General features: G+C 73.0%; 21 protein-coding genes and 1 riboswitch. Of the genes, 17 read left to right on the plus strand and 4 right to left on the minus strand.

Features of this window, described 5'->3' with window-relative positions:
- Window positions 1-18 precede the first annotated feature (18 nt).
- The 11 genes from OG627_RS29910 (at window position 19) to OG627_RS29960 (ending at window position 10,400) form a co-directional block, all read left to right on the plus strand.
- Window positions 19-1,212 (plus strand): ROK family transcriptional regulator, encoded by a 1,194-nt coding sequence (locus tag OG627_RS29910; RefSeq protein WP_329070362.1) that lies wholly within the window; start codon window positions 19-21, stop codon window positions 1,210-1,212.
- A gap of 85 nt (window positions 1,213-1,297) precedes the next feature.
- A riboswitch (FMN riboswitch) is annotated at window positions 1,298-1,428 on the plus strand.
- Window positions 1,429-1,614: 186 nt separating this feature from the next.
- Window positions 1,615-2,772: a bifunctional diaminohydroxyphosphoribosylaminopyrimidine deaminase/5-amino-6-(5-phosphoribosylamino)uracil reductase RibD gene (ribD, locus tag OG627_RS29915; RefSeq protein WP_329073090.1), complete on the plus strand. Its 1,158-nt coding sequence runs from the start codon at window positions 1,615-1,617 to the stop codon at window positions 2,770-2,772.
- On the plus strand, window positions 2,773-3,393 hold the full coding sequence (locus OG627_RS29920; protein ID WP_329070364.1) for a riboflavin synthase: 621 nt from the start codon (window positions 2,773-2,775) through the stop codon (window positions 3,391-3,393). It abuts the gene before it with no gap.
- Complete coding sequence (locus OG627_RS29925) at window positions 3,390-4,040, plus strand: nicotinamide mononucleotide transporter family protein (RefSeq protein ID WP_329070365.1); 651 nt, start codon at window positions 3,390-3,392, stop codon at window positions 4,038-4,040. Before OG627_RS29920 ends, OG627_RS29925 begins: the two co-directional genes overlap by 4 nt.
- The gene (locus OG627_RS29930) at window positions 4,037-5,335 is read left to right on the plus strand and encodes a bifunctional 3,4-dihydroxy-2-butanone-4-phosphate synthase/GTP cyclohydrolase II (protein WP_329070366.1); all 1,299 of its coding nucleotides are present in this window, start codon (window positions 4,037-4,039) and stop codon (window positions 5,333-5,335) included. Before OG627_RS29925 ends, OG627_RS29930 begins: the two co-directional genes overlap by 4 nt.
- Window positions 5,336-5,363: 28 nt before the next feature.
- Window positions 5,364-5,876: a 6,7-dimethyl-8-ribityllumazine synthase gene (gene ribH, locus OG627_RS29935; protein ID WP_329070368.1), complete on the plus strand. Its 513-nt coding sequence runs from the start codon at window positions 5,364-5,366 to the stop codon at window positions 5,874-5,876.
- A gap of 8 nt (window positions 5,877-5,884) precedes the next feature.
- Window positions 5,885-6,157 (plus strand): phosphoribosyl-ATP diphosphatase, encoded by a 273-nt coding sequence (locus OG627_RS29940; protein ID WP_329070370.1) that lies wholly within the window; start codon window positions 5,885-5,887, stop codon window positions 6,155-6,157.
- 77 nt (window positions 6,158-6,234) lie between these two features.
- The gene (gene hisG, locus OG627_RS29945; protein WP_329070372.1) at window positions 6,235-7,083 is read left to right on the plus strand and encodes an ATP phosphoribosyltransferase; all 849 of its coding nucleotides are present in this window, start codon (window positions 6,235-6,237) and stop codon (window positions 7,081-7,083) included.
- 35 nt (window positions 7,084-7,118) lie between these two features.
- Window positions 7,119-7,619, plus strand: coding sequence for a PH domain-containing protein (locus OG627_RS29950; protein ID WP_329070374.1), 501 nt, complete (start codon window positions 7,119-7,121; stop codon window positions 7,617-7,619).
- Between the two features lie 199 nt (window positions 7,620-7,818).
- Window positions 7,819-9,303 (plus strand): hemolysin family protein, encoded by a 1,485-nt coding sequence (locus OG627_RS29955; RefSeq protein ID WP_329070376.1) that lies wholly within the window; start codon window positions 7,819-7,821, stop codon window positions 9,301-9,303.
- Window positions 9,300-10,400 (plus strand): hemolysin family protein, encoded by a 1,101-nt coding sequence (locus OG627_RS29960; RefSeq protein ID WP_329070379.1) that lies wholly within the window; start codon window positions 9,300-9,302, stop codon window positions 10,398-10,400. The genes OG627_RS29955 and OG627_RS29960 overlap by 4 nt, the downstream gene beginning before the upstream one ends.
- 47 nt (window positions 10,401-10,447) lie before the next feature.
- On the opposite strand, the gene OG627_RS29965 is transcribed toward OG627_RS29960, so the two are convergent.
- Window positions 10,448-12,367, minus strand: a complete 1,920-nt coding sequence (locus OG627_RS29965) for an AAA family ATPase (RefSeq protein WP_329070381.1) — start codon at window positions 12,365-12,367, stop codon at window positions 10,448-10,450.
- A gap of 372 nt (window positions 12,368-12,739) precedes the next feature.
- Window positions 12,740-13,369, minus strand: a complete 630-nt coding sequence (locus tag OG627_RS29970) for a uridine kinase family protein (protein ID WP_329070383.1) — start codon at window positions 13,367-13,369, stop codon at window positions 12,740-12,742.
- Between the two features lie 257 nt (window positions 13,370-13,626).
- Between OG627_RS29970 and OG627_RS29975 the strand changes: the two genes are divergently transcribed.
- The 3 genes from OG627_RS29975 to OG627_RS29985 all read left to right on the plus strand — a co-directional run bounded on the left by OG627_RS29975 (window position 13,627) and on the right by OG627_RS29985 (window position 16,144).
- Window positions 13,627-14,967, plus strand: a complete 1,341-nt coding sequence (locus tag OG627_RS29975) for a peptidase C39 family protein (protein WP_329070385.1) — start codon at window positions 13,627-13,629, stop codon at window positions 14,965-14,967.
- Window positions 14,968-15,196: 229 nt separating this feature from the next.
- Window positions 15,197-15,373, plus strand: a complete 177-nt coding sequence (locus OG627_RS29980) for an SCO1431 family membrane protein (RefSeq protein WP_329070386.1) — start codon at window positions 15,197-15,199, stop codon at window positions 15,371-15,373.
- A gap of 87 nt (window positions 15,374-15,460) precedes the next feature.
- Window positions 15,461-16,144 (plus strand): TetR/AcrR family transcriptional regulator, encoded by a 684-nt coding sequence (locus tag OG627_RS29985; protein ID WP_443073562.1) that lies wholly within the window; start codon window positions 15,461-15,463, stop codon window positions 16,142-16,144.
- Between the two features lie 127 nt (window positions 16,145-16,271).
- On the opposite strand, the gene OG627_RS29990 is transcribed toward OG627_RS29985, so the two are convergent.
- Window positions 16,272-17,522 (minus strand): glycoside hydrolase family 18 protein, encoded by a 1,251-nt coding sequence (locus OG627_RS29990; RefSeq protein ID WP_329070390.1) that lies wholly within the window; start codon window positions 17,520-17,522, stop codon window positions 16,272-16,274.
- Window positions 17,523-17,872: 350 nt separating this feature from the next.
- Between OG627_RS29990 and OG627_RS29995 the strand changes: the two genes are divergently transcribed.
- A complete protein-coding gene (locus OG627_RS29995) occupies window positions 17,873-19,045 on the plus strand; it encodes an acyl-CoA dehydrogenase family protein (RefSeq protein WP_329070391.1) in 1,173 nt (390 codons plus the stop codon).
- Between the two features lie 51 nt (window positions 19,046-19,096).
- Here OG627_RS29995 and OG627_RS30000 read toward each other — a convergent pair whose 3' ends face one another.
- Entirely contained in the window at window positions 19,097-19,501 is a 405-nt protein-coding gene (locus tag OG627_RS30000; protein ID WP_329070393.1) for a hypothetical protein, read from the minus strand.
- Between the two features lie 204 nt (window positions 19,502-19,705).
- Between OG627_RS30000 and OG627_RS30005 the strand changes: the two genes are divergently transcribed.
- Window positions 19,706-20,146 carry an Lrp/AsnC family transcriptional regulator gene (locus OG627_RS30005; RefSeq protein ID WP_329070395.1) on the plus strand — a complete coding sequence of 147 codons (441 nt, stop codon included), beginning with the start codon at window positions 19,706-19,708 and terminating at the stop codon, window positions 20,144-20,146.
- 76 nt (window positions 20,147-20,222) lie between these two features.
- The gene (locus tag OG627_RS30010) at window positions 20,223-21,872 is read left to right on the plus strand and encodes an amidohydrolase (protein WP_329070396.1); all 1,650 of its coding nucleotides are present in this window, start codon (window positions 20,223-20,225) and stop codon (window positions 21,870-21,872) included.
- Window positions 21,873-22,292: the final 420 nt, after the last annotated feature.

Raw genomic sequence — 22,292 nt, forward strand, 5'->3', positions numbered from 1 at the left:
GTCTGGAAGGATCCCGGCATGGCCGCATCCCCGAGTACCGCCCGGGCCCTCAACGACCGGCTGGCCCTCGGACTGCTCCAGCGGGAAGGGCCCCTGACGGCGGGACAGCTCAAGACCCTGACCGGGCTCTCCCGGCCCACCGTCGCCGACCTGGTGGAGCGGCTCCAGGACTCCGGCCTGGTCAGAGTGGTCGGGGAGACCGGCGACCGGCGCCGTGGGCCCAACGCCCGGCTGTACGGGATCGCCGCGGACCGCGCCCATCTCGCGGCCCTCGACGTCAGGACCCACAGCGTCTCCGTCGTCGTCGCCGACCTGCTCGGCGCCACCCTCGCCGAGGCCACCGCGCCCATCGGCAGCGAGACCGCCACGGAGGCCGCCGTCGAACAGGCCGCCGCCCTGCTGGAACGCACGGCGCGCGAGGCCGGCGCCGTACCCCTGCACAGCGTCGGCATCGGCGCCCCCGGGCTGGTCGACCCGGTCTCCGGCGAACTCCGCGAGACCACCGGGCTGCCCGCCTGGCACCGGCGGCTGGTCGCCGCGCTCCAGGAACGGCTGCCCGCCACCGTCCTGGTGGAGAACGAGACCAACCTCGCCGCCCTCGCCGAGCAGCGCCTCGGCGCGGCCAAGGGCCAGGACACCTTCGTCCTGCTCTGGCTGGGCCACGGCGTCGGCGCCGCCGTCGTCCTCGACGGCAGGCTCCGCAAGGGCGCCTCGGGCGGCGCGGGCGAGATCGGCTTCCTGCCCGTGCCCGGCACCACGCGGCTGCCCTCGGCGGCCGGCTGCGAGGGCGGCTTCCACTCCCTGGCGGGCTCGGCCGCCGTCGTCGAACTCGCCGCCGGGTACGGCGTGTCGGCCCCCGCAGGCCCCCAGGAGCCGCCCGCCGCCGCCCTGGTGCGCGCCGCGGTGGCCGACGCGCGGTCCGCGTCCGGGCGGCGGGACGCCGCCGGGGCCTTCCTCGACGTGCTCGCCGACCGGCTGGCCATCGGCGCGGCGGCGGTCGGCGCGGTCCTCGACCCCGGCCGGATCGTGCTCGCCGGTGAGGTCGGCCACGCGGGCGGCGAGACGCTGGCCGCCCGCGTCGAGGACCGGCTCGCGCTCATGTCCCCGCTGCGTACGGAGGTCAGGGCCGGGACCCTCGGCGGCGCGGCCGTCCTGCGCGGCGCGCTGCTCACGGCACGGGAGGCGGCGCAGGACGACCTGTTCACTCCGTGAGACGCGCACCTGTCTGTGAGTGACGCCACAGGGCTCACCCGGATGGCCGACGATCAGGCGTGGCAGACTGGGCGGGTAACAGAAGCAGCGCACTCCGGGGTCGGTGTAATTCCGAACCGGCGGTTATAGTCCGCGACCCGTCCGCAACCAGCGGCCGGTTGACCAGGTGAGATTCCTGGACCGACGGTGAAAGTCCGGATGGGAGGCAGTGCGCGGCGGGCCCTCGCGGGCGCGTCGGTGTTCGGCGACCGGTCCTTGACGGACCGGATGTCCGGCCATGGCGCATCCCCCGTGTGTGTTCCCGCTTCATCTGTCGTCATCGACAGGCCCCGGAGTCCGTGCCCGAAGAGGCAGGAGGACCCGGTGGCCACGGAAGCCGAAGCAGTCACCGACGCGGACGCCATGCGGCGAGCCGTCGTACTGGCCGCGCGCGGACTCGGCTCCACCAGCCCCAATCCGGTCGTCGGATGCGTGATCCTCGACGCCGCCGGGCAGCTCGTGGGCGAGGGGTTCCACCGCCGAGCGGGTGGCGCGCACGCCGAGGTCCACGCCCTGCGCGCGGCCGGCGACCGGGCCAGGGGCGCCACCGCTTACGTCACCCTCGAACCCTGCGCCCACACCGGCAGGACCGGCCCCTGCGCCCGCGCGCTCATCGACGCGGGCGTCGCCCGGGTCGTGTACGCGGTCGCCGACCCCACTCCACAGGCCCGGGGCGGCGCCGAGACCCTGCGGGCCGCCGGGGTCACCGTCGAGCGGGGGCTGCTCGCCGACGAGGCGGAGGACGGCAACGCCGGCTGGCTCACCTCCGTACGGCTCGGCCGCCCCCACGTCACCTGGAAGTACGCGGCCACCCTCGACGGCCGCAGCGCCGCCGCCGACTCCACCAGCCGCTGGATCACCTCCGCCGAGGCCCGCGCCGACGTCCACCGGCTGCGCGCCGAGGCCGACGCCGTCGTGGTCGGCTCCGGCACCGCCCGCGCCGACGACCCGCACCTCGCGGCCCGCGCCGCCGGGGCCGACGCGTCCGCCAAGGCCGCCGGGTCCGACGAGTCAGGGTCCGACGGGTCCGACGGGTCCGACGGGTCCGACGGGGACACCGTCCAGCCGCTGCGCGTCGTCGTGGACACCGAGGCCACCGCCGTGCGGCCCGGCGCCCGGGTCCTCGACGACGCCGCGCCCACCCTGATCGCCATCGCCGAGGACGCCGACGCGGGCGCGCTGCCCGAGGTCGTACGGCTGCCGCGGTCCGACCGGGGCCTGGACATCCCCGCCCTGCTGGCCGCCCTGCACGCGCGCGGGGTGCGCTCCGTACTCCTCGAAGGGGGCCCGGCGCTGGCCGGCTCCTTCGTCGCGGCCGGAGCGGTCGACAAGGTCGTCGGCTATCTCGCCCCCGCCCTTCTCGGCGCCGGGCCCACCGCCCTGGCCGACGCCGGAATCAGCACGATCACCGAGGCGTTGCGCCTGCGGATGACCGAGGCCGTACGGATCGGACCCGACCTGCGGATCACCGCGGTCCCGATCGCTCCCACCGCCGTTCCCACCGCCCCGAAGGAGCGTTGAGTGTTCACCGGAATCATCGAAGAGCTGGGTGAGGTCACCGCCGTCGAGAACCTCGGCGACGCCTCCCGCTTCCGACTGCGCGGCCCCCTCGTCACCGAGGGCGCCGGGCACGGGGACTCCATCGCCGTCAACGGCGTCTGTCTCACGGTCGTCGACCACGGGGACGGCGAGTTCACCGCCGATGTGATGGCCGAGACGCTGAACCGCTCCAGCCTCGGCGCCCTGGAGACCGGCTCCCGGGTCAACCTGGAGCGGCCGATGGCCGTCGGCGGCCGGCTCGGCGGACACATCGTCCAGGGCCATGTGGACGGCACCGGCACGGTCGTCGAGCGCACCCCGTCCGAACACTGGGAGATCGTCCGGATCTCGCTGCCCGCCGCCCTGAGCCGCTACGTCGTGGAGAAGGGCTCGATCACCGTGGACGGCGTCAGCCTCACCGTGGTCGACGCGGGAGCCGACTTCTTCACCATCAGCCTCATCCCCACCACCCTCGCGCTGACCACCCTCGGCATCAAGGGACCGGGCGACCCGGTCAACCTCGAAGTCGACGTCATCGCGAAATACGTCGAACGGCTGCTGGCCCCCGCCCAGCCGGTCCCGGCCGAGGAGCCCGAACGGTGAACACCCTCTCCTGGCTGAACGGTGAGGCCTTCACCGCCTTCGGCCAGCACATCCTGTGGTCCGACATGATCGGCAACACCATCGGCCTGGCCGCCCTCGCGCTCGGCTGGCGCCGCTCGATCTGGACCTGGCCCGCCCAGTTCCTCTCCGGCGTCGTCCTGGTCGGCGCCTACGCCTCCGCCCACCTCAGCGGCGGGATCGGCAAGCAGCTGCTCGTCATGGGCGTGGCCCTGTGGGGCTGGCGCCAGTGGCAGCGCGGCAGGCAGCAGGCGCAGGACGGCTCCATCGCCGTACGGTTCGCCACCTGGCGCGAGCGCGGTGTGCTCCTCGGCGGGACGGCCGTGGGCACCCTCGCCGTCGGCGGCCTGTTCGCCGCCGTGCCCGAACTCTCCTGGAACCCCTGGCCCGACGCGTACATCTTCGTCGGCACCCTGGCCGCGATGGTCGCCCAGGCCCGCGGACTCGTCGAATTCTGGTTCGCCTGGCTGCTCGTCGACGTCGTCGGCGTACCGCTCGCCTTCAGCAGCGGCCTCGCCTTCTCCGGCCTGGTGTACGTGATCTACCTCGCCCTCGTCCTGTGGGGCATGCGCGACTGGTGGCAGCGCACCCGCGCCGGCGCCCCGTCCCTGGAAGGAGCAGCAGCATGACCTCCAGCCCCCGGCCCCTCACGTGGTACTCCACCGACAACGCCGAGGACCTCTCCCTCGACCCGGTCGAGCAGGCCGTACGCGACATCGCCGCCGGCCGCCCCGTCGTCGTCGTGGACGACGAGGACCGCGAGAACGAGGGCGACCTCGTCATCGCGGCCGAGAAGGCCACCCCCGAGATCATCGCCTTCATGATGAGCGAGTGCCGCGGCCTGATCTGCGCCCCCATGGAGGGCCCGGAGCTGGACCGGCTCGAACTCCCGCAGATGGTCGGCCACAACACCGAGTCGATGCGGACGGCCTTCACCGTCTCCGTCGACGCCTCGGCCGCCCACGGCGTCACCACCGGCATCTCCGCCGCCGACCGCGCCACCACCCTGCGGCTGCTCGCGGCGGGCGACGCGGAGCCCGCCGACTTCGTCAGGCCGGGCCATGTCTTCCCGCTGCGCGCCAAGTCCGGCGGGGTCCTCGTCCGCAACGGCCACACCGAGGCGGCCGTCGATCTGGCGCGGCTGGCCGGGCTGCGCCCCGCCGGCACGATCGTGGAGATCGCCGGCGAGGACGGGGTGATGCTGCGGCTGCCCGAGCTGATCCCGTTCGCCCGCAAGCACGGCCTGACGATCATCTCCATCGAGGATCTGATCGCCTACCGCCGGTCCACCGAGCCCTCCGTCCGCCGCGAGGCCGAGGTCAGCCTCCCCACCGCGTACGGCGAGTTCACCGCGTACGGCTACCGCTCCACGGTCGACGGCGTCGAGCATGTCGCCCTGGTGCACGGGGAGATCGGCGACGGCGAGGACCTGCTCGTACGGGTCCACTCCGAGTGCCTGACCGGCGACATCTTCAGCTCGCAGCGCTGCGACTGCGGCCCCCAGCTCCAGGCGTCCATGGAACGCGTCACCGCCGAGGGCCGGGGCGTCGTCGTCTATCTGCGCGGCCACGAGGGCCGGGGCATCGGCCTGCTGTCCAAGCTGCGCGCCTACGAACTCCAGGAGCGCGGCAGGGACACCCTCGACGCCAACCTGGAACTCGGCCTGCCCGCCGACGCCCGCGACTACGCGGCGGGCGCGCGGATCCTCGACGACCTCGGGGTGCGCAGCCTGCGGCTGATGACCAACAACCCGGAGAAGACCACCGCGCTGGTCCGGCACGGGCTGCGGGTCCTCGGCCGCGAGCCGATGCCCGTCCAGGCGGGCGAGCACAACCTCCGCTACCTGCGCACCAAGCGCGACCGGATGGGCCACGACCTGCCCTGGCTCGACCCGGCCGCGGCCACCACCTGCGGCAACCAGTGACCGACCGACACCACACCCGAGGAGAGACGTGAGCGGCAAAGGCGCACCCGAGCTGAGCGTGCGGAACTGCGGGGACCTGCGGGTCGCCGTGATCGCGGCGCAGTGGCACGAGAAGATCATGGACGGCCTGGTGGACGGCGCCCTGCGCGCCCTGCGCGACCTCGGCATCGACGAACCGACCCTGCTGCGGGTCCCCGGCAGCTTCGAGCTGCCCGTCGTCGCCAAGGTCCTGGCCGGCCGGGGGTACGACGCGGTCGTGGCCCTCGGTGTCGTCATCCGCGGCGGCACCCCGCACTTCGAGTATGTGTGCCAGGGCGTCACCCAGGGCCTCACCCAGGTCTCCGTCGACACCGGAGTCCCGATCGGCTTCGGCGTCCTGACCTGCGACACCGAGGAACAGGCCCTCGACCGGGCGGGCCTCGACGGCTCGCACGAGGACAAGGGCCACGAGGCGGTCACCGCCGCCGTCGCCACCGCCACCACCCTGCGCACCATCGCGGAACCCTGGCGCCAGCAGGCCGCGGCGGGCCGCGTAAAGTAGGCGCCACCATGCCGAAGAAGACGTTCGAGGAGCTGTTCAGCGAGCTCCAGCAGAAGGCCGCCCACGGCGACCCCGCCACCTCCCGTACCGCCGAACTGGTCGGAAAAGGTGTGCATGCCATCGGCAAGAAGGTCGTGGAAGAGGCGGCCGAGGTCTGGATGGCCGCCGAGCACGAAGGCAAGGAAGCCGCCGCCGAGGAGATCTCCCAGCTCCTCTACCACGTCCAGGTGATGATGGTCGCGCGCGGAATCTCCCTTGACGACGTGTACGCCCATCTCTGAGCCTGTACGAGCACGGTTCACCCCCTCCGCACGACACCTCTCCGTACGAAACACTCCGCACGAAGGAAGCCGACCTCATGCTGCGCATCGCCATCCCCAACAAGGGTTCACTCTCGGGACCTGCGTCGGCGATGCTCCATGAGGCCGGCTACCAGCAGCGCAAGGAGAGCAAGGAACTCGTCCTGGTCGACCCGGACAACCAGGTCGAGTTCTTCTACCTCCGCCCCCGCGACATCGCGATCTACGTGAGTTCCGGCAAGCTCGACATCGGCATCACCGGACGCGACCTGCTGCTGGACTCCGAGGCCGAGGCGGAGGAGATCCTGCCGCTCGGCTTCGCCCGCTCCACCTTCCGCTACGCCACCCGCCCCGGCACCGCCGCCGGCGTCGCCGAGTTCGGCGGCATGACCGTCGCCACCTCGTACGAGGGCATCGTCGCCCAGCACCTCGCCGACAACGGCGTCGACGCCTCCGTCGTCCACCTGGACGGCGCGGTCGAGACCGCCATCGAGCTGGGCGTCGCCCAGATCATCGCCGACGTGGTGGAGACCGGCACGTCGCTGCGCAACGCCGGCCTGGAGGTGATCGGCGAGCCGATCATGACCTCCGAGGCGATCGTCATCCGACGCACCGGCGCCGACCCCGACGAGCCCAAGGTGCGCCAGTTCCTGCGCAGGCTCCAGGGCGTTCTCGTCGCCCGGACCTACGTGATGATGGACTACGACTGCCGCGCCGAGCACCTGGAGCGCGCCGTCGCCCTCACCCCCGGGCTGGAGTCACCGACCATCTCCCCGCTGCACAACGAGGGCTGGGTCGCCGTCCGCGCGATGGTCCCCGCCAAGGAGGCGCAGCGGATCATGGACGACCTGTACGACCTGGGCGCCCGCGCCATCCTCACCACGGCCATCCACGCCTGCCGTCTCTGAGCCCCCGCACCCATTCCACCGGGAAGAGCGAAACCATGGCCGCCCCCGCCCCCGCCCCCGCGCCCCAGCCGGCACCGTCCGCCCTGCCGGTCACCTTCCGGCCGACCCGCACCAGGGTCGTACTGCTGACGGCGGGGGCCGTCATGTTCGTGGCCATCTCGGCCATCGGGCTGCTCCTCGACGACCTGCACCCGGGGGAGCGGCTGAGCTTCATCCTCACGGCCTTGCTGTTCTCCGGTGTGCTGGCGCTCCTCAGCCGTCCCAAGGTAGTCGCCGACGAGACCGGGGTCACTGTCGTCAATATCACGCGGACGCACCGACTGGAGTGGGCCGAGATCCTGCGGGTCAATCTGCGGCCCGGCGACGCCTGGGTCTTCCTCGACCTCAACGACGGCTCCAGCCTGCCCGTACTGGGCATTCAGCCCGGCGTGGCCAAGGCGCACGCCCTGCGCGACGCCCGCGCGCTGCGCGCGCTGAGCGAATCCCGTACCGCCACCGGCGCACCGGGGCCGGGACCGCGCCCGAGCGGTGGCTGAGCCACTTGCTCCACACACCACTGCCCTCCGGCGCCCGCTCTTGATTACTCTGGTGGCGGAGGCGCCGAGTGCGCCCCGCCCCGCACTCGACGGCCGCGACCGGCCCGCGGGGCATCCTGCGACCCGAGGAGTGACTCCCTCCAGCAATGGACGGATCGTCCGGTAGTACCTGCGCCGCCCCCTTCGAAGAGGCGGCGGCATGACCATCCCCCTTCTGCTGCTCGCCGCAGCGTTCCTTCTCATCCTCGCCAACGGCTTCTTCGTGGCGGCCGAATTCGGCCTCATCACGGTGGACCGCCCCGACGCCGAGCGCGCCGCCGCGGCCGGCGACCGCCGCGCCCGTACCGTCGTCAAGGCCCTGCGGGAACTCTCCTTCCAGCTCTCCGGCACCCAGCTGGGCATCACCATCACCTCGCTCGTCGTCGGCATGCTCGCCGAGCCCGCGCTCGCGGGGCTCCTCGACGGGCCGCTCGCCGCGACCGGACTGCCCGCGGGGGCGGTCTCCGGGATCGCGGTGGTGATCGGCATGCTGCTGGCCTCCGCCGTCCAGATGGTGATCGGCGAACTCGTCCCCAAGAACTGGGCGGTCTCCAGACCCCTCCAGGTCGCCCGGTTCGTGGCGGGACCGCAGCACCGCTTCTCCTCGGTCTTCCGACCGGTGATCTCGCTGCTCAACACCGTCGCCAACCGGCTCGTCCGGATGCTCGGCGTGGAGCCGACCGACGAACTCGCCTCGGCCCGCACGCCCGGCGAACTCGTCTCCCTGGCCCGCCACTCCGCGCGGGCCGGCACCCTCGAACAGGACACCGCCGACCTGTTCGTACGGACCCTCTCGCTCGGCCGGCTCACCGCGCAGCACGTGATGACGCCCCGGGTGAAGGTCAGCGCCCTCCAGTCCGACGCGACGGCCGCGGACGTCCTCAACCTCACCCGGGCCACCGGTCTGTCGCGCTTCCCCGTCTACCGGGAACGCATCGACGAGATCGTCGGCATGGTCCACCTCAAGGACGCCCTCGCCGTGCCCGTGGCCGAGCGGATGCGCACCCCCGCCGGGCGGATCGCCGTCCCGGCGCTGCTGGTGCCCGAGACGCTGCCCGTGCAGCAGCTGCTGGAGCGGCTGCGCAGTGAGCAGCCGATAGCCATCGTGGTCGACGAGTACGGCGGCACGGCCGGCGTCGTCACCCTGGAGGACATCATCGAGGAACTCGTCGGCGAGGTACGCGACGAGCACGACGCCGAGCACGACGGCCGGCCCGATCTGGCGCCCGCCGCCCCCGAGGACGGCAGGCCCGCCTGGGAGGCCGACGGCAGCTGCCGGGTCCTGACCCTGCGCCGGATCGGACTCGACGTACCCGAGGGCCCCTACGAGACCCTGGCCGGTCTGGTCGCCGATCTGCTCGGCCGCATCCCGGCCCCCGGCGACCGGGCCGAGCTGCCCGGCTGGCGGCTCTCGGTACGCCAGGTGGACCGCTACCGGGCGGAACGCGTCCGCCTCGTCCGGACCACCGACGCCCCGGCGGGCACCCCGCCCGACCGGCCCTCGGACGTACCGGCCGAACCGCACCCCGAGGGACCCGCCACCACGGCGGACGGTCCCCACGAGCCGGTGGCCGCGTACGAACCGCTCCCCGCGCACCGGCCGGTGCCCGCGCGCGCCGGAGCGATGGCGGAGGGCGGCCGATGAGCGCCCTGCAACTCGTCTTCGCCCTGCTGCTGGTCCTGGCCAACGGCTTCTTCGTCGGAGCCGAGTTCGCCCTCGTCTCCGTACGCCGCAGCCAGATCGAGCCGCACGCGGCGCGCGGCTCGGCCCGCGCCAGACAGGCGCTGTACGGGCTGGAGAATCTGCCGCAGATGATGGCGGCGGCCCAGTTCGGCATCACGGTCTGCTCCCTGACGCTCGGCGCTGTCGCGGAGCCCACGGTGGCGCATCTGCTGGAGCCCGTCTTCGAGGCGGTACGGCTGCCCGAGGGGCTGATCCATCCGCTGGGCTATGTCATAGCCCTGGCCCTGGTGGTCTTCCTGCATCTGGTCATCGGCGAGATGGTCCCCAAGAACCTCGCCATGGCCGCGCCGGAGAAGACCGCGCTCTGGCTCAGCCCCGGTCTGGTCGGCTTCGCCCGGCTCTGCCGTCCGGTGACGGCCGGTCTCGGCGCCTGCGCCCGGCTGGTGCTGCGGGCCTTCCGCGTCGAGCCCAAGGACGAGGTCGAGGCGGTCTTCACCAGCGAGCAGCTCAACCGGCTCGTCGAGGACTCCGGCCAGGCCGGACTGCTCGAACCGGAGGCGCAGGAGCGCCTGGAGGACGCGCTGGAGCTGGGCAGCCGCCCGGTCACCGACGTACTCCTCACCCGCGCCTCCCTGGTGACGGTGACCCCCGCGGTCACCCCGCGCGAGATCGAGGAGCTGACCGTGCGCACCGGTTTCTCCCGCTTCCCGGTCTGCGCGGAGGGCAGCGGCGCCTTCATGGGCTTCCTGCACGTCAAGGACGTCCTCGATCTGGAGGCCGCGGAGCGCGCCGTGCCGCAGCATGTGTGGCGGCCGATGGCGACCCTGCGGGCGGAACTCCCGCTGGACGACGCGCTCACCGTGATGCGCCGCGCCGCCACCCATCTCGCCCAGGTCGCGGACGCGTCCGGGCGGGTGCTGGGGCTCGTCGCCCTGGAGGACGTACTGGAAAAGCTCGTGGGAGAAATGCGGGACCCCTCCCACCGGCACGATGTCCAGAAGGCGTCCCTGGTGGGCGAGCAGCGCACCGACCGGGCGGACCAGGTCCTGGCCCGCTGAGCCTGTCGGACGACGACCCGGTCCGCGCCCCGCCGTGTACCGGGTCGTCACTCCTGGGGGCCGCGGTCGACCGGACCGCGGCCCGACAGGACCTCTCCGTACGCCTGCATCAGGTCCGGCAGCCGCAGCGTCGCCAGATCGTCGCGGGTGGGCGTGGAGCCGTAGCCGGAGAGCCGCAGATCGCGGTAGGCGCAGCTCTTCTCGTACAGGGTGCGCACGAAGCGGCCGTTGCCCAGCTCGTCGATCCACCCCTGGTCGACCACGTGTCCGCTGATCGAGCGCAGCTCGTCCGTGGACTCCTCGTCCCAGACGTCCCCGTTCTCCGCCGCCAGCACCCCGCCGATCGCGGTCAGTTCGAGCGGCCGGTAGCTGGGGAAGTCCACCCGGCTGGTGAAGCGGGAGGAGAGCCCGGGATTGGTGGCCAGCAGCCGGTCCATGCCCTCGGGGTAGCCCGCGAGTATCACCACCAGATGGTCACGGTTGTCCTCGGCGCGCTTGAGCAGCACCTGAAGCGCCTCGTCGCCGTAGGCGTCGCCCTTGCTGTAGCCGGAGTTGGAGAGGCTGTACGCCTCGTCCACGAAGAGCACCCCGCCGATCGCCGAGTCGATCAGCTCGTTCGCCTTCACCGCTGTCTGGCCGAGGAACTCGCCCACCAGATCGGCCCGTTGGGCCTCGACCAGATGGTCCCCGCCGAGCAGCCCGAGGGCGTAGAAGATCCGGCCCAGGATGCGGGCGACGGTCGTCTTGCCGGTGCCCGAGGGGCCCGAGAAGACAAAGTGACGTTTCGGCGGCTGGACGGGCAGCCCCTCGCCGGCCCGCAGCCTGGCCATGTTCAGCTGCGCTGAGATCGCCTTCACCTGCCGCTTCACCGGATCGAGGCCGACCATCCGCTCCAGCTCCGCGAGCGCCCGCGCGAGCAGCGCCGGATCGGTCGGGCCCTGCGGGAAGCGCGGGGCCGCCGGCTGCGCGGGCGGCGCGGCCTTCTCCCGGACGGGGCCGGGTACGGGGGCGGGCCCGGCGCCGGCCGGACCCCCGCCGGTGCCCGGCAGGGGCGCCTCCCGGCCGAGCGGTACGTCGGGACCGGGCGGCCCGTCCGGCTCGCCCTGGGCCGGCGGCTGCGCCTCGCCCGCGTCGGCGGTGTCCTGGCCGAGCCCGGCCAGCGCCACCGAGGCGAGCCCCATCGGGTCGTCGGGGCCCTCGTACCCGTCCAGGTCGGTGATCGCGGCGAGCCGGGCGGCGGTGTCCATGAACGCGGGGTCCAGCCGGTGCACGGCCCGGTAGAGAGGGAGGGCCGCCGCGCTGCGCCCGGTGCCCTCGTGGGCGCGCGCCAGCCAGTAGCGCAGCTCCTTGCGCTGCGGCTGCTCGCTGCGGCAGCGCATCAGGGAGGTGGCGAGGACCGGCTCGGCCTGTCCGTACATCTCCAGCCGGACCCGGGCCATGCCGCCGAAGAGTCCCGCCTCGATCCCCAGCAGCGGATCGTGGACCAGCGGCTCGGTATGACGCACCAACTGCTCCCAGTCCTTGACCAGATAGGCGCGGCAGGCGTGCAGGAAACGCACCTGCGTGTCCGCGTCCACCGGCGGCAGACCCGCCAACGCCCGGTCCAGATCGGGGACATGGCGGCCGTCCAGCCAGTGCGAGGCGTGCGCGAGCAGCAGATCGCGTCCGCTCTCCAGTACGGGCTGGACCCACCAGCCCAGCCAGTACCAGGAGTTCAGGGTGCGGCGGTGGCGGGAGCGCTGTTCGCCGAAGCGGTCGCGGTGGCGGTACATGTGCAGCAGGGCGGCGGTGGTGTCGACGCGCAGCGCGTGCAGCCCCAGCCAGCCGTCGGCCATCCCGGGGTCGTGCCGGACGGCGGTCCTGAACTCCTCCTCCGCCTGCGGGTACGCCCCCATGGTGTACGCGTCCACGCCGCGCACCCAGGCGAGGTCGGCCGGGGCTCCCGTTCCCTGCGTGCCGATATCCATCAGGTCCCCCACAAACCGTGCCCCCATGGTGTCCCGCCGGGCGGGCGCCCATCGGCGGCGTGCCGAACCACTGTGTCGCGGACGGGAATTGACCGCACTGAGAGGCATCGTACCTGCGCAGAGGGTGTGCGACTAAGGGCGCCGTCGGGGTGCACGGTCGTGACCGAACGTGATCGCGAGGGCGGGAGGGGAGCGAGGAAACAGGGGAGGAAAGCGGCGATAAGGGCAGAACGAAGCCCCCGGTCACGGGGGAACAACCGGGGGCTTCGCGTCCGCCGCGGCTCCGAAAAGCCGCACATTAAGAACGTAAGACCTGTCCGGCCCCCCGGTCAAGCCGAGTTGGGCACTCCGTGACGCCGGATTTCCTGCGGTTCAGCGAGGCGGCCCGAGCCGATCACCCTTAGTGAGGGTCTGGTCCTGTCCCGGGGCCGTTCCGGGCCCGGGGGCCATCTCGTACCCCGCCGGCTTCTCCCGCACCAGCGCGTCGGCGAACGGGCGGGAGGGGTCCGACGCGAAGTGGCGTGTCTCCGCCACCGTCCAGCCGTCCCAGAAAGCGGACTGGGCGGGGCCGTCGCGCCGGCGCCCGCGCTCCCAGGACTCCTCGGCGCCCCGGTCCATCCAGAACAGCCGCGCGAGATACGGCCGCAGCTCCCGGCGCCCGGCGCCGACGCCCTCCATCACGACGACGGGCGCGGGCGGCAGGGCGCGGGGTGCGTCGAACCGGCGTGCGGTCCAGTCGTACGCCCGGTAGTGCGCGTACGCGCCTCGGGAGAGCGGCTCCACGACCTGCTCGGTCAGCCGCTCCGTCCACTCGAAGAGGTGGCGGTGACTGGCCAGATCGTCCAGCCGCAGGACGGGCGCGCCGTCCAGCGCCGCCGCCAGCCGGTCGGCGAAGGTGCTCTTGCCCGAGCCCGCGTGGCCGTCGACCGCGATCAGCCGGACAGGGCCGCAGGAGGGCGGCACGGCGCGCAGGGCCCGGGCCCGCGCGGTCAGATCGTCCATACGGCCCAGCCTACGAGCCCCCGCGCGCGTGCGAGGGGGCCGCCTCACGGTCGCGACCGCAGGTCATGCCACTGGTGCAGACCAATATTGCTCGACCGACGCGGTGTGAATCGCTGGCAGAAGCGCGCCGGGAGCCGCGATAGTGGACGACTCCGACCCGTCGCCCCGCCCGCCGGGCCCGCCTTCCGCCTCCCTCCACCCGCTCTCCACCTCCCGCTCCGCCTTCCCTCGCCCCGCCTCTCGACCGGAGGTTTCCCATGACCCGTCCCACCTCGCGCAGAACCGTTCTCGCCGCCGCGCTCGCGGTCGCCGCCGGCACCGGGGCGAGCGCCGCCGTACCGGCCGCCGCCGCCCCGGCGGAGCCGCTCGTGGACAACGCCTTCTGGACCTCGTACGCCGACTGGCGCGCCGGCACCGGGCGCGGCACCCGGGCCGTCTCCGGAGCCCGGCCCTCTCTGGTGATCCACGCCCCGGCCGGCCGCACCGACTACCAGGACCCGCACACCGGGAGGACGACCACCTGGGAGTACGCGAGCTGGACCTCGCCCGAGCACCGCTCCACGGTCCCCGCCACCGAGGTGATCGCCTCCTGGAACGCCAGGACCCCGGCCGGCACCTGGCTCCAGATCGAGCTGCGCGGCCGCTACTCCGACGGCACCGACACCCCCTGGTACGTGCTGGGCCGCTGGACCTCCGGCGACGGCGAGGACGACATCAGGCGCACCTCCGTGGACGGGCAGGGCGACGGGCGCAGCAGCGTCTGGACCGACACGCTCGCCGTGAACGACGCGGCGAGCGGAGTGCGGCTCGTCTCCTACCGGCTGCGGCTCACCCTGCACCGCAGGCCCGGCACCCGGCTCACGCCCGTGGTGCACCGGGTCGGCGCGATGGCCTCCGACATCCCCGACCGGTTCACGGTCCCGGCCTCCGCCCCCGGGCTCGTCCGCGAGCTGACCGTGCCTCGCTACTCGCAGAACACCCACGTCGGGCAGTACCCGGAGTACGACAACGGCGGCGAGGCGTGGTGCAGCCCCACCTCCTCCGAGATGATCGTCGAGTACTGGGGGCGCGGGCCCACCGCCGAGGAACTCGCCTGGGTGAACCCGGCCTTCGCCGATCCGCAGATCTGCCACGCGGCCCGGTTCACCTACGACTACCAGTACGAGGGCTGCGGCAACTGGCCGTTCAACGCCGCGTACGCCGCGACCTACCGCGAGATGTCCTCCGCCGTCACCAGGCTCGGCTCGCTCACCGAGGCGGAGACCCTCGTCCGCGCGGGCATCCCCCTGATCACCTCCCAGTCCTTCCTCAAGGAGGAGCTGACCGGGGCCGGGTACGGCACCGCCGGCCATCTGATGACCGTGATCGGCTTCACGGCCGACGGCGATGTGATCGCCAACGACCCCTCCTCCCCGGACAACGCGGCCGTGCGCCGGGTCTACCGGCGCGCCGAGTGGGAGACGATCTGGCTGCGCACCAAGCGGTACAACGCCTCGGGCAACGTCTCCTCGGGCACCGGCGGCGTCGCCTACGTCTACTGGCCCGCCGAACCGTCCGCCGCCCAGCGCCGGGCCCTGCGGGCGGTGGGGCTGATCTGATCCCGGTACGTGGACAGCGCGCGGTGTGGTGTACGGCACATTTCCGGGCCGTGCACCCCCGTACGCCCCCGCGTTCACGCGCCGGTGCCCCGCCGCCGCCCGCCCGTCGCGGGGAGCCGTGACGCAGGTCTCTACCCGGGGGCCGGATTCGCTGGCACTGTGGTGGGGTCACCGAGGGGACGGTGGCCCGGGGGGGACATCCACCGCCGTACGAACGAACGAGATGTCCATGACTGCCACCGCCACCACTGCCCTCACCTCCCTCACCGGCGCGCTCGACCGCGTCCGCGACCGGGCCCGTACCGGAGGCCCCAAGGACGACGGCCCCGAGCTGGTCGAGCAGCTGCTCGGCTGGACCCTGGTCGTGCTGCTCGCCGTCCTCGTCAGTCACACGGGTCTGCTGTAGCCACCTGAAAGAGGCGGCCGCCACGTCTCTGCGATACTGCGGGAATTCTTGTGTGAATTCTGTGGCAGACGGAGACCAGGACGCGAATTGAATAGCAGTCAACAGCGGGACGCCTCCTTGCGATCGCAGGTGCGGCGTTCCGAACTCATCGCGACCGGACGGAAGTTGTTCGCCCACACCTCGTACGACGCGCTGTCGATGGATGACATCGCCCAGCACGCCGGGGTCGCCAAAGGGCTGATCTACTACTACTTCAAGAACAAGCGCGGCTACTACCTCGCCATCGTCGAGGATTCGGTCGCGGAACTCGTCTCGCTCGCGGCCGGCGGAAACGAACTCCCGCGCACCCAGCGCGTCCAGCGCACGGTCGAGGCGTATCTGCGCTTCGCCCAGGAGAACGAGGCCGCCTACCGGACCATCATCACGGGCGGGGTCGGCTTCGACACCCAGGTGCAGGAGATCCGGGACGCCGTGCGCACGGGGCTGGTCGCGACGGTCGCCGAGGGCGCCTACGGCCATCACGACATCCCGCCGATCGCCCGGCTCGCGCTGCTCGGCTGGCTCAGCAGCGTGGAGTGGCTGACGCTGGAATGGCTGGAGTACAAGGACGACGTCCAGCGTGAGGTGCCCCGGGACCTGCTGGTGCGGATGCTGCGGCACACGCTGAACACGATCGAGGAGTTCGCCCCCGAGTGCCCGGCACCACCGCCCGACCTCCAATGGCGCCCGTTCACCGGCCTGACGGCCCTGAACGGCGAGAGCGGCGCGTAGGTCCTGTCCGACAGGATCGCCCTGATGGGACAGCCGCCGGGGGCGGGGGCCGCTCGGGCTCCCCGCCCCCGGCGAGTCGGTGGTGGTCACACGTGCGGCGTTCCGCCGCCCGGCCGGAGGTGTGCGATCAGCTGATGGCCTTGATCAGCTCACCGTCACCGGTGTCCCCGCTCAGCTCCCAGAAGAAGGTCCCGCCAAGGCCCTGCTGGTCCTTGTAGGCCATCTTCCCGGCGATCGTGGCGGGGGTGTCGTAGCTCCACCACTGGTCGCCGCAGTGGGCGTACGCGGTGCCCGCGACCGTACCGTTCGCCGGGCAGGAGGACTTGAGCACCTTGTAGTCCTCGATGCCCGCCTCGTACGTTCCGGGCGCCGCGCCGGTGGCGGTGCCGCCCGGCTCCGACTGGGTGACGCCGCTCCAGCCCCGGCCGTAGAAGCCGATGCCGAGCAGCAGCTTCTCGGCGGGGATGCCCAGGCCCTTGAGCTTGCTGATCGCCGCGTCCGAGTTGAAGCCCTCGGTGGGGATGCCCTCATAGGAGGTGAGCGGCGAGTGCGGGGCGGTGGGGCCCTGCGCGGCGAAGGCACCGAAGAAGTCGTACGTCATCGGGTTGTACCAGTCGAGGTACTGCGCGGCGCCCGCGTAGTCGGCGGCGTCGATCTTCCCGCCGTCCGAACCGTCCGCGGTGATCGCCGCCGTCACCAGATCCGTACCGAACGCGCCGCGCAGCGCCGCCGCGACGTTCCTGAACGCGTCGGGCCCGCTGGAGTCGCAGGTCAGCCCGCAGGCGTTCGGGTACTCCCAGTCGATGTCGATACCGTCGAACACATCGGCCCAGCGCGGGTCCTCGACCAGGTCGTGGCAGGACTTCGCGAAGCCCGCCGGGTCCTTGGCCGCCTCCGCGAAGCCGCCGGACCACGACCAGCCGCCGAAGGACCAGACGACCTTGAGGCCGGGGTGACGCTCCTTCAGCTTGCGCAGCTGGTTGAAGTTGCCGCGCAGCTCCTGGTCCCAGGTGTCGGCCACGCCGTCCACGCTCTGGTCGGCGGTGTACGCCTTCTCGTAGTCGGCGTACGAGTCGCCGATCGCGCACTTGCCGCCGGTGACGTTGCCGAAGGCGTAGTTGATGTGCGTGAGCTTGTCGGCGGAGCCGGAGGTCTCGATGTTCTTGACGTGGTAATTCCGGTCGTAGACGCCCCAGTTGGTGAAGTAGCCGACGACCTTGTCGCCGGCTGCGGCAGCTGCGGCCGGTTCGGCGGAGGCGGCGGACGCGGCCTCGCCCGCCGAGGCGGCGCCCGCTCCGGAGAGCAGGGCCACGCCGAGGGCGGCGGTACAGGCGGCGGCCGTCAGCGCCCGGAAGCGGGCGCGGGGGAGGGTGAGCATGGAGTCTCCTCGTGGGGGAGAAGAGCGAGTGGGGGAGATCGTGCTGTGTGAGTGGACGTTAGAAGGACTAGACCACTGGGTCAATGGTGCGGACCATGTTCGATGGCCGCCCGAGCGGGGCGCGTGACCGGCGGTGGGTCCGGGCGGGGCTCGTGACCAGTGACGTAAGGGCCCCGATCGGGCATACTCAACGCGCCACGGCAGTTGATCAGCCGCTCCCGCGATCCGGAAAGGCAGCATCGGCCGGGGCAGAATCACTCTCCGGGGGCATCCCCGGACCTCAGTCGGCGGCGCCGCCACACCCTGCGCGCGCGACCGCCGTAGCGCCCGACAGGGAGGAGAGCGCCGCCATGTCCGACCGCGCCCCGCGACCGGTGGAACGTCAGCTGCCCACCGAGGAGTCCAAGGACCTCATCGCCCTCGTACGCGACATCGGCCGCCGGGAGATCGCCCCCGAGGCGGCCGAGGAAGAGGACGCGGGCCGCTTCCCGCGCGAACTCTTCGCCACGCTCTCCTCGTCGGGCCTGCTCGGCCTCCCGTACGACTCCGCCGACGGCGGCGGGGACCAGCCCTACGAGGTATACCTCCAGGTCCTCGAAGAGCTGGCCGCCGTCCGGCTCACCGTCGGTCTCGGCGTGAGCGTGCACACCCTCGCCTGCCACGCGCTGGCCGGTTACGGCGGCAAGGAGCAGCGCGACGCCCACCTCCCCGCCATGCTGGGCGGCGGACTGCTCGGCGCGTACTGCCTCTCCGAGCCCGCCGCGGGCTCCGACGCCGCCTCCCTGAGCACGAAGGCCGTACGGGACGGTGACGACTGGGTCATCACCGGCACCAAGGCGTGGATCACCCATGGCGGGATCGCGGACTTCTACACCGTCCTCGCCCGGACGGGCGGCCCGGGGGCGCGCGGCATCACCGCCTTCCTCGTCCCGGGCGACGCGCCCGGTCTCACCGCGGCGGCGCCCGAGCGGAAGATGGGCATGAAGGGCTCGCCCACCGCCCAACTCCACTTCGACGGCGTACGGGTGGCCGACGACCGGCGCCTCGGCGACGAGGGGCAGGGCTTCGCGATCGCCCTGTCCGCGCTGGACTCGGGACGCCTCGGCATCGCCGCCTGCGCCGTCGGACTGGCGCAGGCCGCCCTGGACGAGGCACTCCAATACGCCGCCGGGCGCAGCCAGTTCGGCCGGCCCGTCGCCGACTTCCAGGGGCTGCGCTTCCTGCTCGCCGACATGGCCACCCGCATCGAGGCGGGGCGCTCGCTCTACCTCGCCGCCGCGCGCCTGCGCGACGCGGGCCGGCCCTTCTCCGCACAGGCGGCCATGGCCAAGCTGTTCTGCACCGACACGGCGATGGCGGTCACCGTCGACGCCGTACAGGTGCTCGGCGGGTACGGCTACACCGCCGACTTCCCGGCGGAACGCTATATGCGCGAGGCGAAGATGCTGCAGATCGTCGAGGGCACCAACCAGATCCAGCGCATGGTGATCGCGCGGCATCTGGCCGGTCCCGAGACCCGCTGACCGCCGGGCCGGCCACGGCCGGCCCCGCCGGTCCGCCGGACGGGCCGGCCGTCAGGCCGCGGCCCGCCGGGCGGCCACCGTCCTGAACGGTCGCGAGCCCGGTCCTCCGACGTGGGAGAAGGGCTGCGTACGCCAGTCCAGGCCCTGAGGCAGCGTCAGCAGCAGCGCGGTGTCCTGCTCCTGGACGTCCGACGACTCGTCGGCGGGCCGGGCGGCGGACGCCGTGCTGCCCGTACCGGCGCACACCGACAGCACGAACGGATTCCACGGGGACGGGCACAGCGCGTGCTCCGGAAGCACGTCCTCGTCCGCCAGCAGCGCGATGGGCTGCGCGCAGTCCGGGCAGACGACCCGGTACATCTCGAACGTGTCGTACGCGTCGAGTTCGTCGGCTTCGGTGTCGGCGAACTCGACCGGCTCCGGCTCGGTGCGTCCGGCGCGCTTCAGGCTCTGCATGGAGACATTCCCCCTCGGGTGGGCCGACCAGGCACGTGTGGTCTCGACCACAGCAAGCAATTCCCGTCGCGCGCGCCGGGTAACCGTATGGTCTCGACGGACCCGCCCATGGCCCTGTGGTCTTTGTCACACGCCCGTCGCGGGCGCCCCCGCGCGCGCCCGCCGACTGTGCCGGAGGCCACCCGGGGCAATAGGTTGAACAGCATGGAGGAGCTGGATCGTCAGATCGTGGAGTTGCTCGTCAAGGACGGCCGGACGAGCTACACCGACCTGGGCAAGGCCACCGGCCTGTCCACCTCGGCCGTGCACCAACGGGTGCGCAGGCTGGAGCAGCGCGGTGTCATCCGGGGGTACGCGGCGGTCGTCGACCCGGAGGCCGTCGGGCTGCCGCTGACCGCCTTCATCTCGGCGAAACCCTTCGACCCCAGCGCGCCCGACGACATCGCGGAGCGGCTCGCCGTGATCCCCGAGATCGAGGCGTGCCACAGCGTGGCGGGCGACGAGAACTACATCCTCAAGGTGCGGGTCGCCACCCCCCTGGAGCTGGAGCACCTGCTCACCCGCATCCGCTCCCTGGCCGGTGTCTCCACCCGGACGACGGTCGTCCTCTCCACCCCCTACGAGTCCCGGCCGCCCTCCTTCTGACGCGGGTTCCGCAACGGGCCGGGCTTCCCCGACCCCGCGCCGCGCCGCCCGGTCCGCACCCGCGAGACTGGTCACCATGAACCGTCGCACCGCCCCCCAGAGCGAACCCGGCCGCACCGTCCTGCTGCGCCGGGGAGAAGTCCACAGCCCCGCCGACCCGTTCGCCACCGCCATGGTCGTCGAGCGCGGCCATGTCGCCTGGGTGGGCTCGGAGGGCGCCGCGGACTCCTTCGTCTCCGGGGTGGACGAGGTGGTGGACCTGGACGGCGCGCTGGTCACCCCCGCCTTCACCGACGCCCACACCCACCTGACGGCCACCGGCCTCGCGCTCACCGGGCTCGACCTGTCCGGCGCCGGGAGCCTGCCGGAGGCGCTCGCGCTCGTACGGGCGTACCGCGAGGCGCGGCCCGCCGCCGACGGGGAGGTGCTGCTCGGCCACGGCTGGGACTCCGACAGCTGGCCCGAGCGACGGCCCCCGTCCCGCGCCGAACTGGACGAGGCCGCGGCCGGCCGGCCGCTCTACCTGCCCCGGATCGACGTGCATTCGGCCGTGGTGACCACGGCCCTGCTCGACCTGGTGCCCGCGGTCACCTCGCTGCCCGGCTACCACCCGGACGCCCCGCTGACCGACGCCGCGCACCACGCCGTGCGCGAGGCCGCCCACGGCGCCCTCGGCGCCCCGCAGCGCGCCGAGGCGCAGCGGGCCGCCCGGCGGCGCGCCGCCTCGCTGGGGATCGGCACGCTCCACGAGTGCGCGGGCCCCGACATTTCGAGCGAGGAGGACTTCACGGCCCTGCTCGCCCTCGCCGAGGAGGAGCCGGGTCCGCGCGTCCACGGCTACTGGGCCGAGCTGATCAGCGACGAGCGGGGCGCCCGGCGCGTGCGTGAACTGGGCGCGTGGGGCGCCGCCGGTGATCTCTTCGCCGACGGCTCGCTGGGCTCCCACACGGCCGCCCTGCGCGATCCGTACGCCGACGCCGCGCACACCGGCGCCGCGCGGCTCGACGCCGCCGCGATCGCCGCCCATGTCACCGCCTGCACCGAGGCCGGGATCCAGGCGGGCTTCCACGCCATCGGCGACGCCGCCCTCGACGCGGTCGTCGACGGGGTGCGCGCGGCGGCCGAGCGCCTCGGTGTCGCCCGCGTCCGGGCCGCCCGGCACCGCGTCGAGCACGCCGAGATGCTCACCCCCGAGACCATCGCCGGCTTCGCCGAGCTGGGGCTCACCGCCTCCGTGCAGCCCGCCTTCGACGCGGCCTGGGGCGGTGCGGACGGCATGTACGCGAGCCGGCTCGGCGCCGAGCGCGCCGCCACGCTCAATCCGTACGCCGCCCTGCTGCGCGCCGGGGTCCCGCTGGCCTTCGGCTCCGACAGCCCGGTCACCCCGCTGGACCCGTGGGGCACGATCAGGGCGGCCGCCTTCCACCGCACGCCCGGTCACCGGATCTCGGTACGGGCCGCGTTCACCGCCCACACCCGGGGCGGCTGGCGCGCCGTCGGCCGCGACGACGCCGGGACGCTGGTGCCGGGCGCCCCCGCCGACTACGCCGTCTGGCGGACGGACGAACTGGTGGTCCAGGCGCCGGACGACCGCGTGGCCCGCTGGTCCACCGATCCGCGCTCCGGCACCCCGGGCCTGCCCGATCTCACCCCGGGCCGGGCGCTGCCCGTATGTCTGCGGACCGTCGTCTCCGGACAAACGGTATTTGTGCGACCGAACGAGTGACGTACGGACATTTCGTACCGCCGGTCGGTGGCCCCCGCTCTCCGCCGCGACCTGCGGATCTCCGGCGCTGACCTGGCGATTCGGGTAAACGCCGCAGTTCAAACGGCTATTGACAGTAAGCCGCCACCGGCGGGTAGGTTCGGCCGGGTCCACCACGGACGTCCGTCCGGCAACCTCCACGCGGTCGTCGAACGCCGCTGGGCCATGGGGCGGTGTGCCGCACCGGCGCACCACCACTGGGAGCCAGGTCCAGCGCCAGCGTCTCGTCGGCGAGGGAAGGATTCAGCCGGTCGGCAGGTGTGACCCGGATGGGGCCCCGGCGTTCAGTAGACAACGGCTTTCGGTCGACCCGCAGCCAGCGGGTGCCAGGTCGGCCCGAAGGACGCCGGGTCCCGATCCGCAGCCCACCGGAGGGCGGCC

Origin of the sequence: Streptomyces sp. NBC_01429, from assembly GCF_036231945.1 — a bacterium.
Lineage (GTDB): Bacteria > Actinomycetota > Actinomycetes > Streptomycetales > Streptomycetaceae > Streptomyces.

Bases quoted from the DNA above. Each gene is read 5' to 3' on its own strand.
- OG627_RS29910 (WP_329070362.1), top strand. From the start codon at position 19: ATGGCCGCATCCCCGAGTACCGCCCGGGCCCTCAACGACCGGCTGGCC.
- ribD (WP_329073090.1), top strand. From the start codon at position 1,615: ATGCGGCGAGCCGTCGTACTGGCCGCGCGCGGACTCGGCTCCACCAGC.
- OG627_RS29930 (WP_329070366.1), top strand. From the start codon at position 4,037: ATGACCTCCAGCCCCCGGCCCCTCACGTGGTACTCCACCGACAACGCC.
- OG627_RS29940 (WP_329070370.1), top strand. From the start codon at position 5,885: ATGCCGAAGAAGACGTTCGAGGAGCTGTTCAGCGAGCTCCAGCAGAAG.
- hisG (WP_329070372.1), top strand. From the start codon at position 6,235: ATGCTGCGCATCGCCATCCCCAACAAGGGTTCACTCTCGGGACCTGCG.
- OG627_RS29950 (WP_329070374.1), top strand. From the start codon at position 7,119: ATGGCCGCCCCCGCCCCCGCCCCCGCGCCCCAGCCGGCACCGTCCGCC.
- OG627_RS29955 (WP_329070376.1), top strand. From the start codon at position 7,819: ATGACCATCCCCCTTCTGCTGCTCGCCGCAGCGTTCCTTCTCATCCTC.
- OG627_RS29960 (WP_329070379.1), top strand. From the start codon at position 9,300: ATGAGCGCCCTGCAACTCGTCTTCGCCCTGCTGCTGGTCCTGGCCAAC.
- OG627_RS29965 (WP_329070381.1), bottom strand. From the start codon at position 12,367: ATGGATATCGGCACGCAGGGAACGGGAGCCCCGGCCGACCTCGCCTGG.
- OG627_RS29970 (WP_329070383.1), bottom strand. From the start codon at position 13,369: ATGGACGATCTGACCGCGCGGGCCCGGGCCCTGCGCGCCGTGCCGCCC.
- OG627_RS29975 (WP_329070385.1), top strand. From the start codon at position 13,627: ATGACCCGTCCCACCTCGCGCAGAACCGTTCTCGCCGCCGCGCTCGCG.
- OG627_RS29980 (WP_329070386.1), top strand. From the start codon at position 15,197: ATGACTGCCACCGCCACCACTGCCCTCACCTCCCTCACCGGCGCGCTC.
- OG627_RS29990 (WP_329070390.1), bottom strand. From the start codon at position 17,522: ATGCTCACCCTCCCCCGCGCCCGCTTCCGGGCGCTGACGGCCGCCGCC.
- OG627_RS29995 (WP_329070391.1), top strand. From the start codon at position 17,873: ATGTCCGACCGCGCCCCGCGACCGGTGGAACGTCAGCTGCCCACCGAG.
- OG627_RS30000 (WP_329070393.1), bottom strand. From the start codon at position 19,501: ATGCAGAGCCTGAAGCGCGCCGGACGCACCGAGCCGGAGCCGGTCGAG.
- OG627_RS30005 (WP_329070395.1), top strand. From the start codon at position 19,706: ATGGAGGAGCTGGATCGTCAGATCGTGGAGTTGCTCGTCAAGGACGGC.
- OG627_RS30010 (WP_329070396.1), top strand. From the start codon at position 20,223: ATGAACCGTCGCACCGCCCCCCAGAGCGAACCCGGCCGCACCGTCCTG.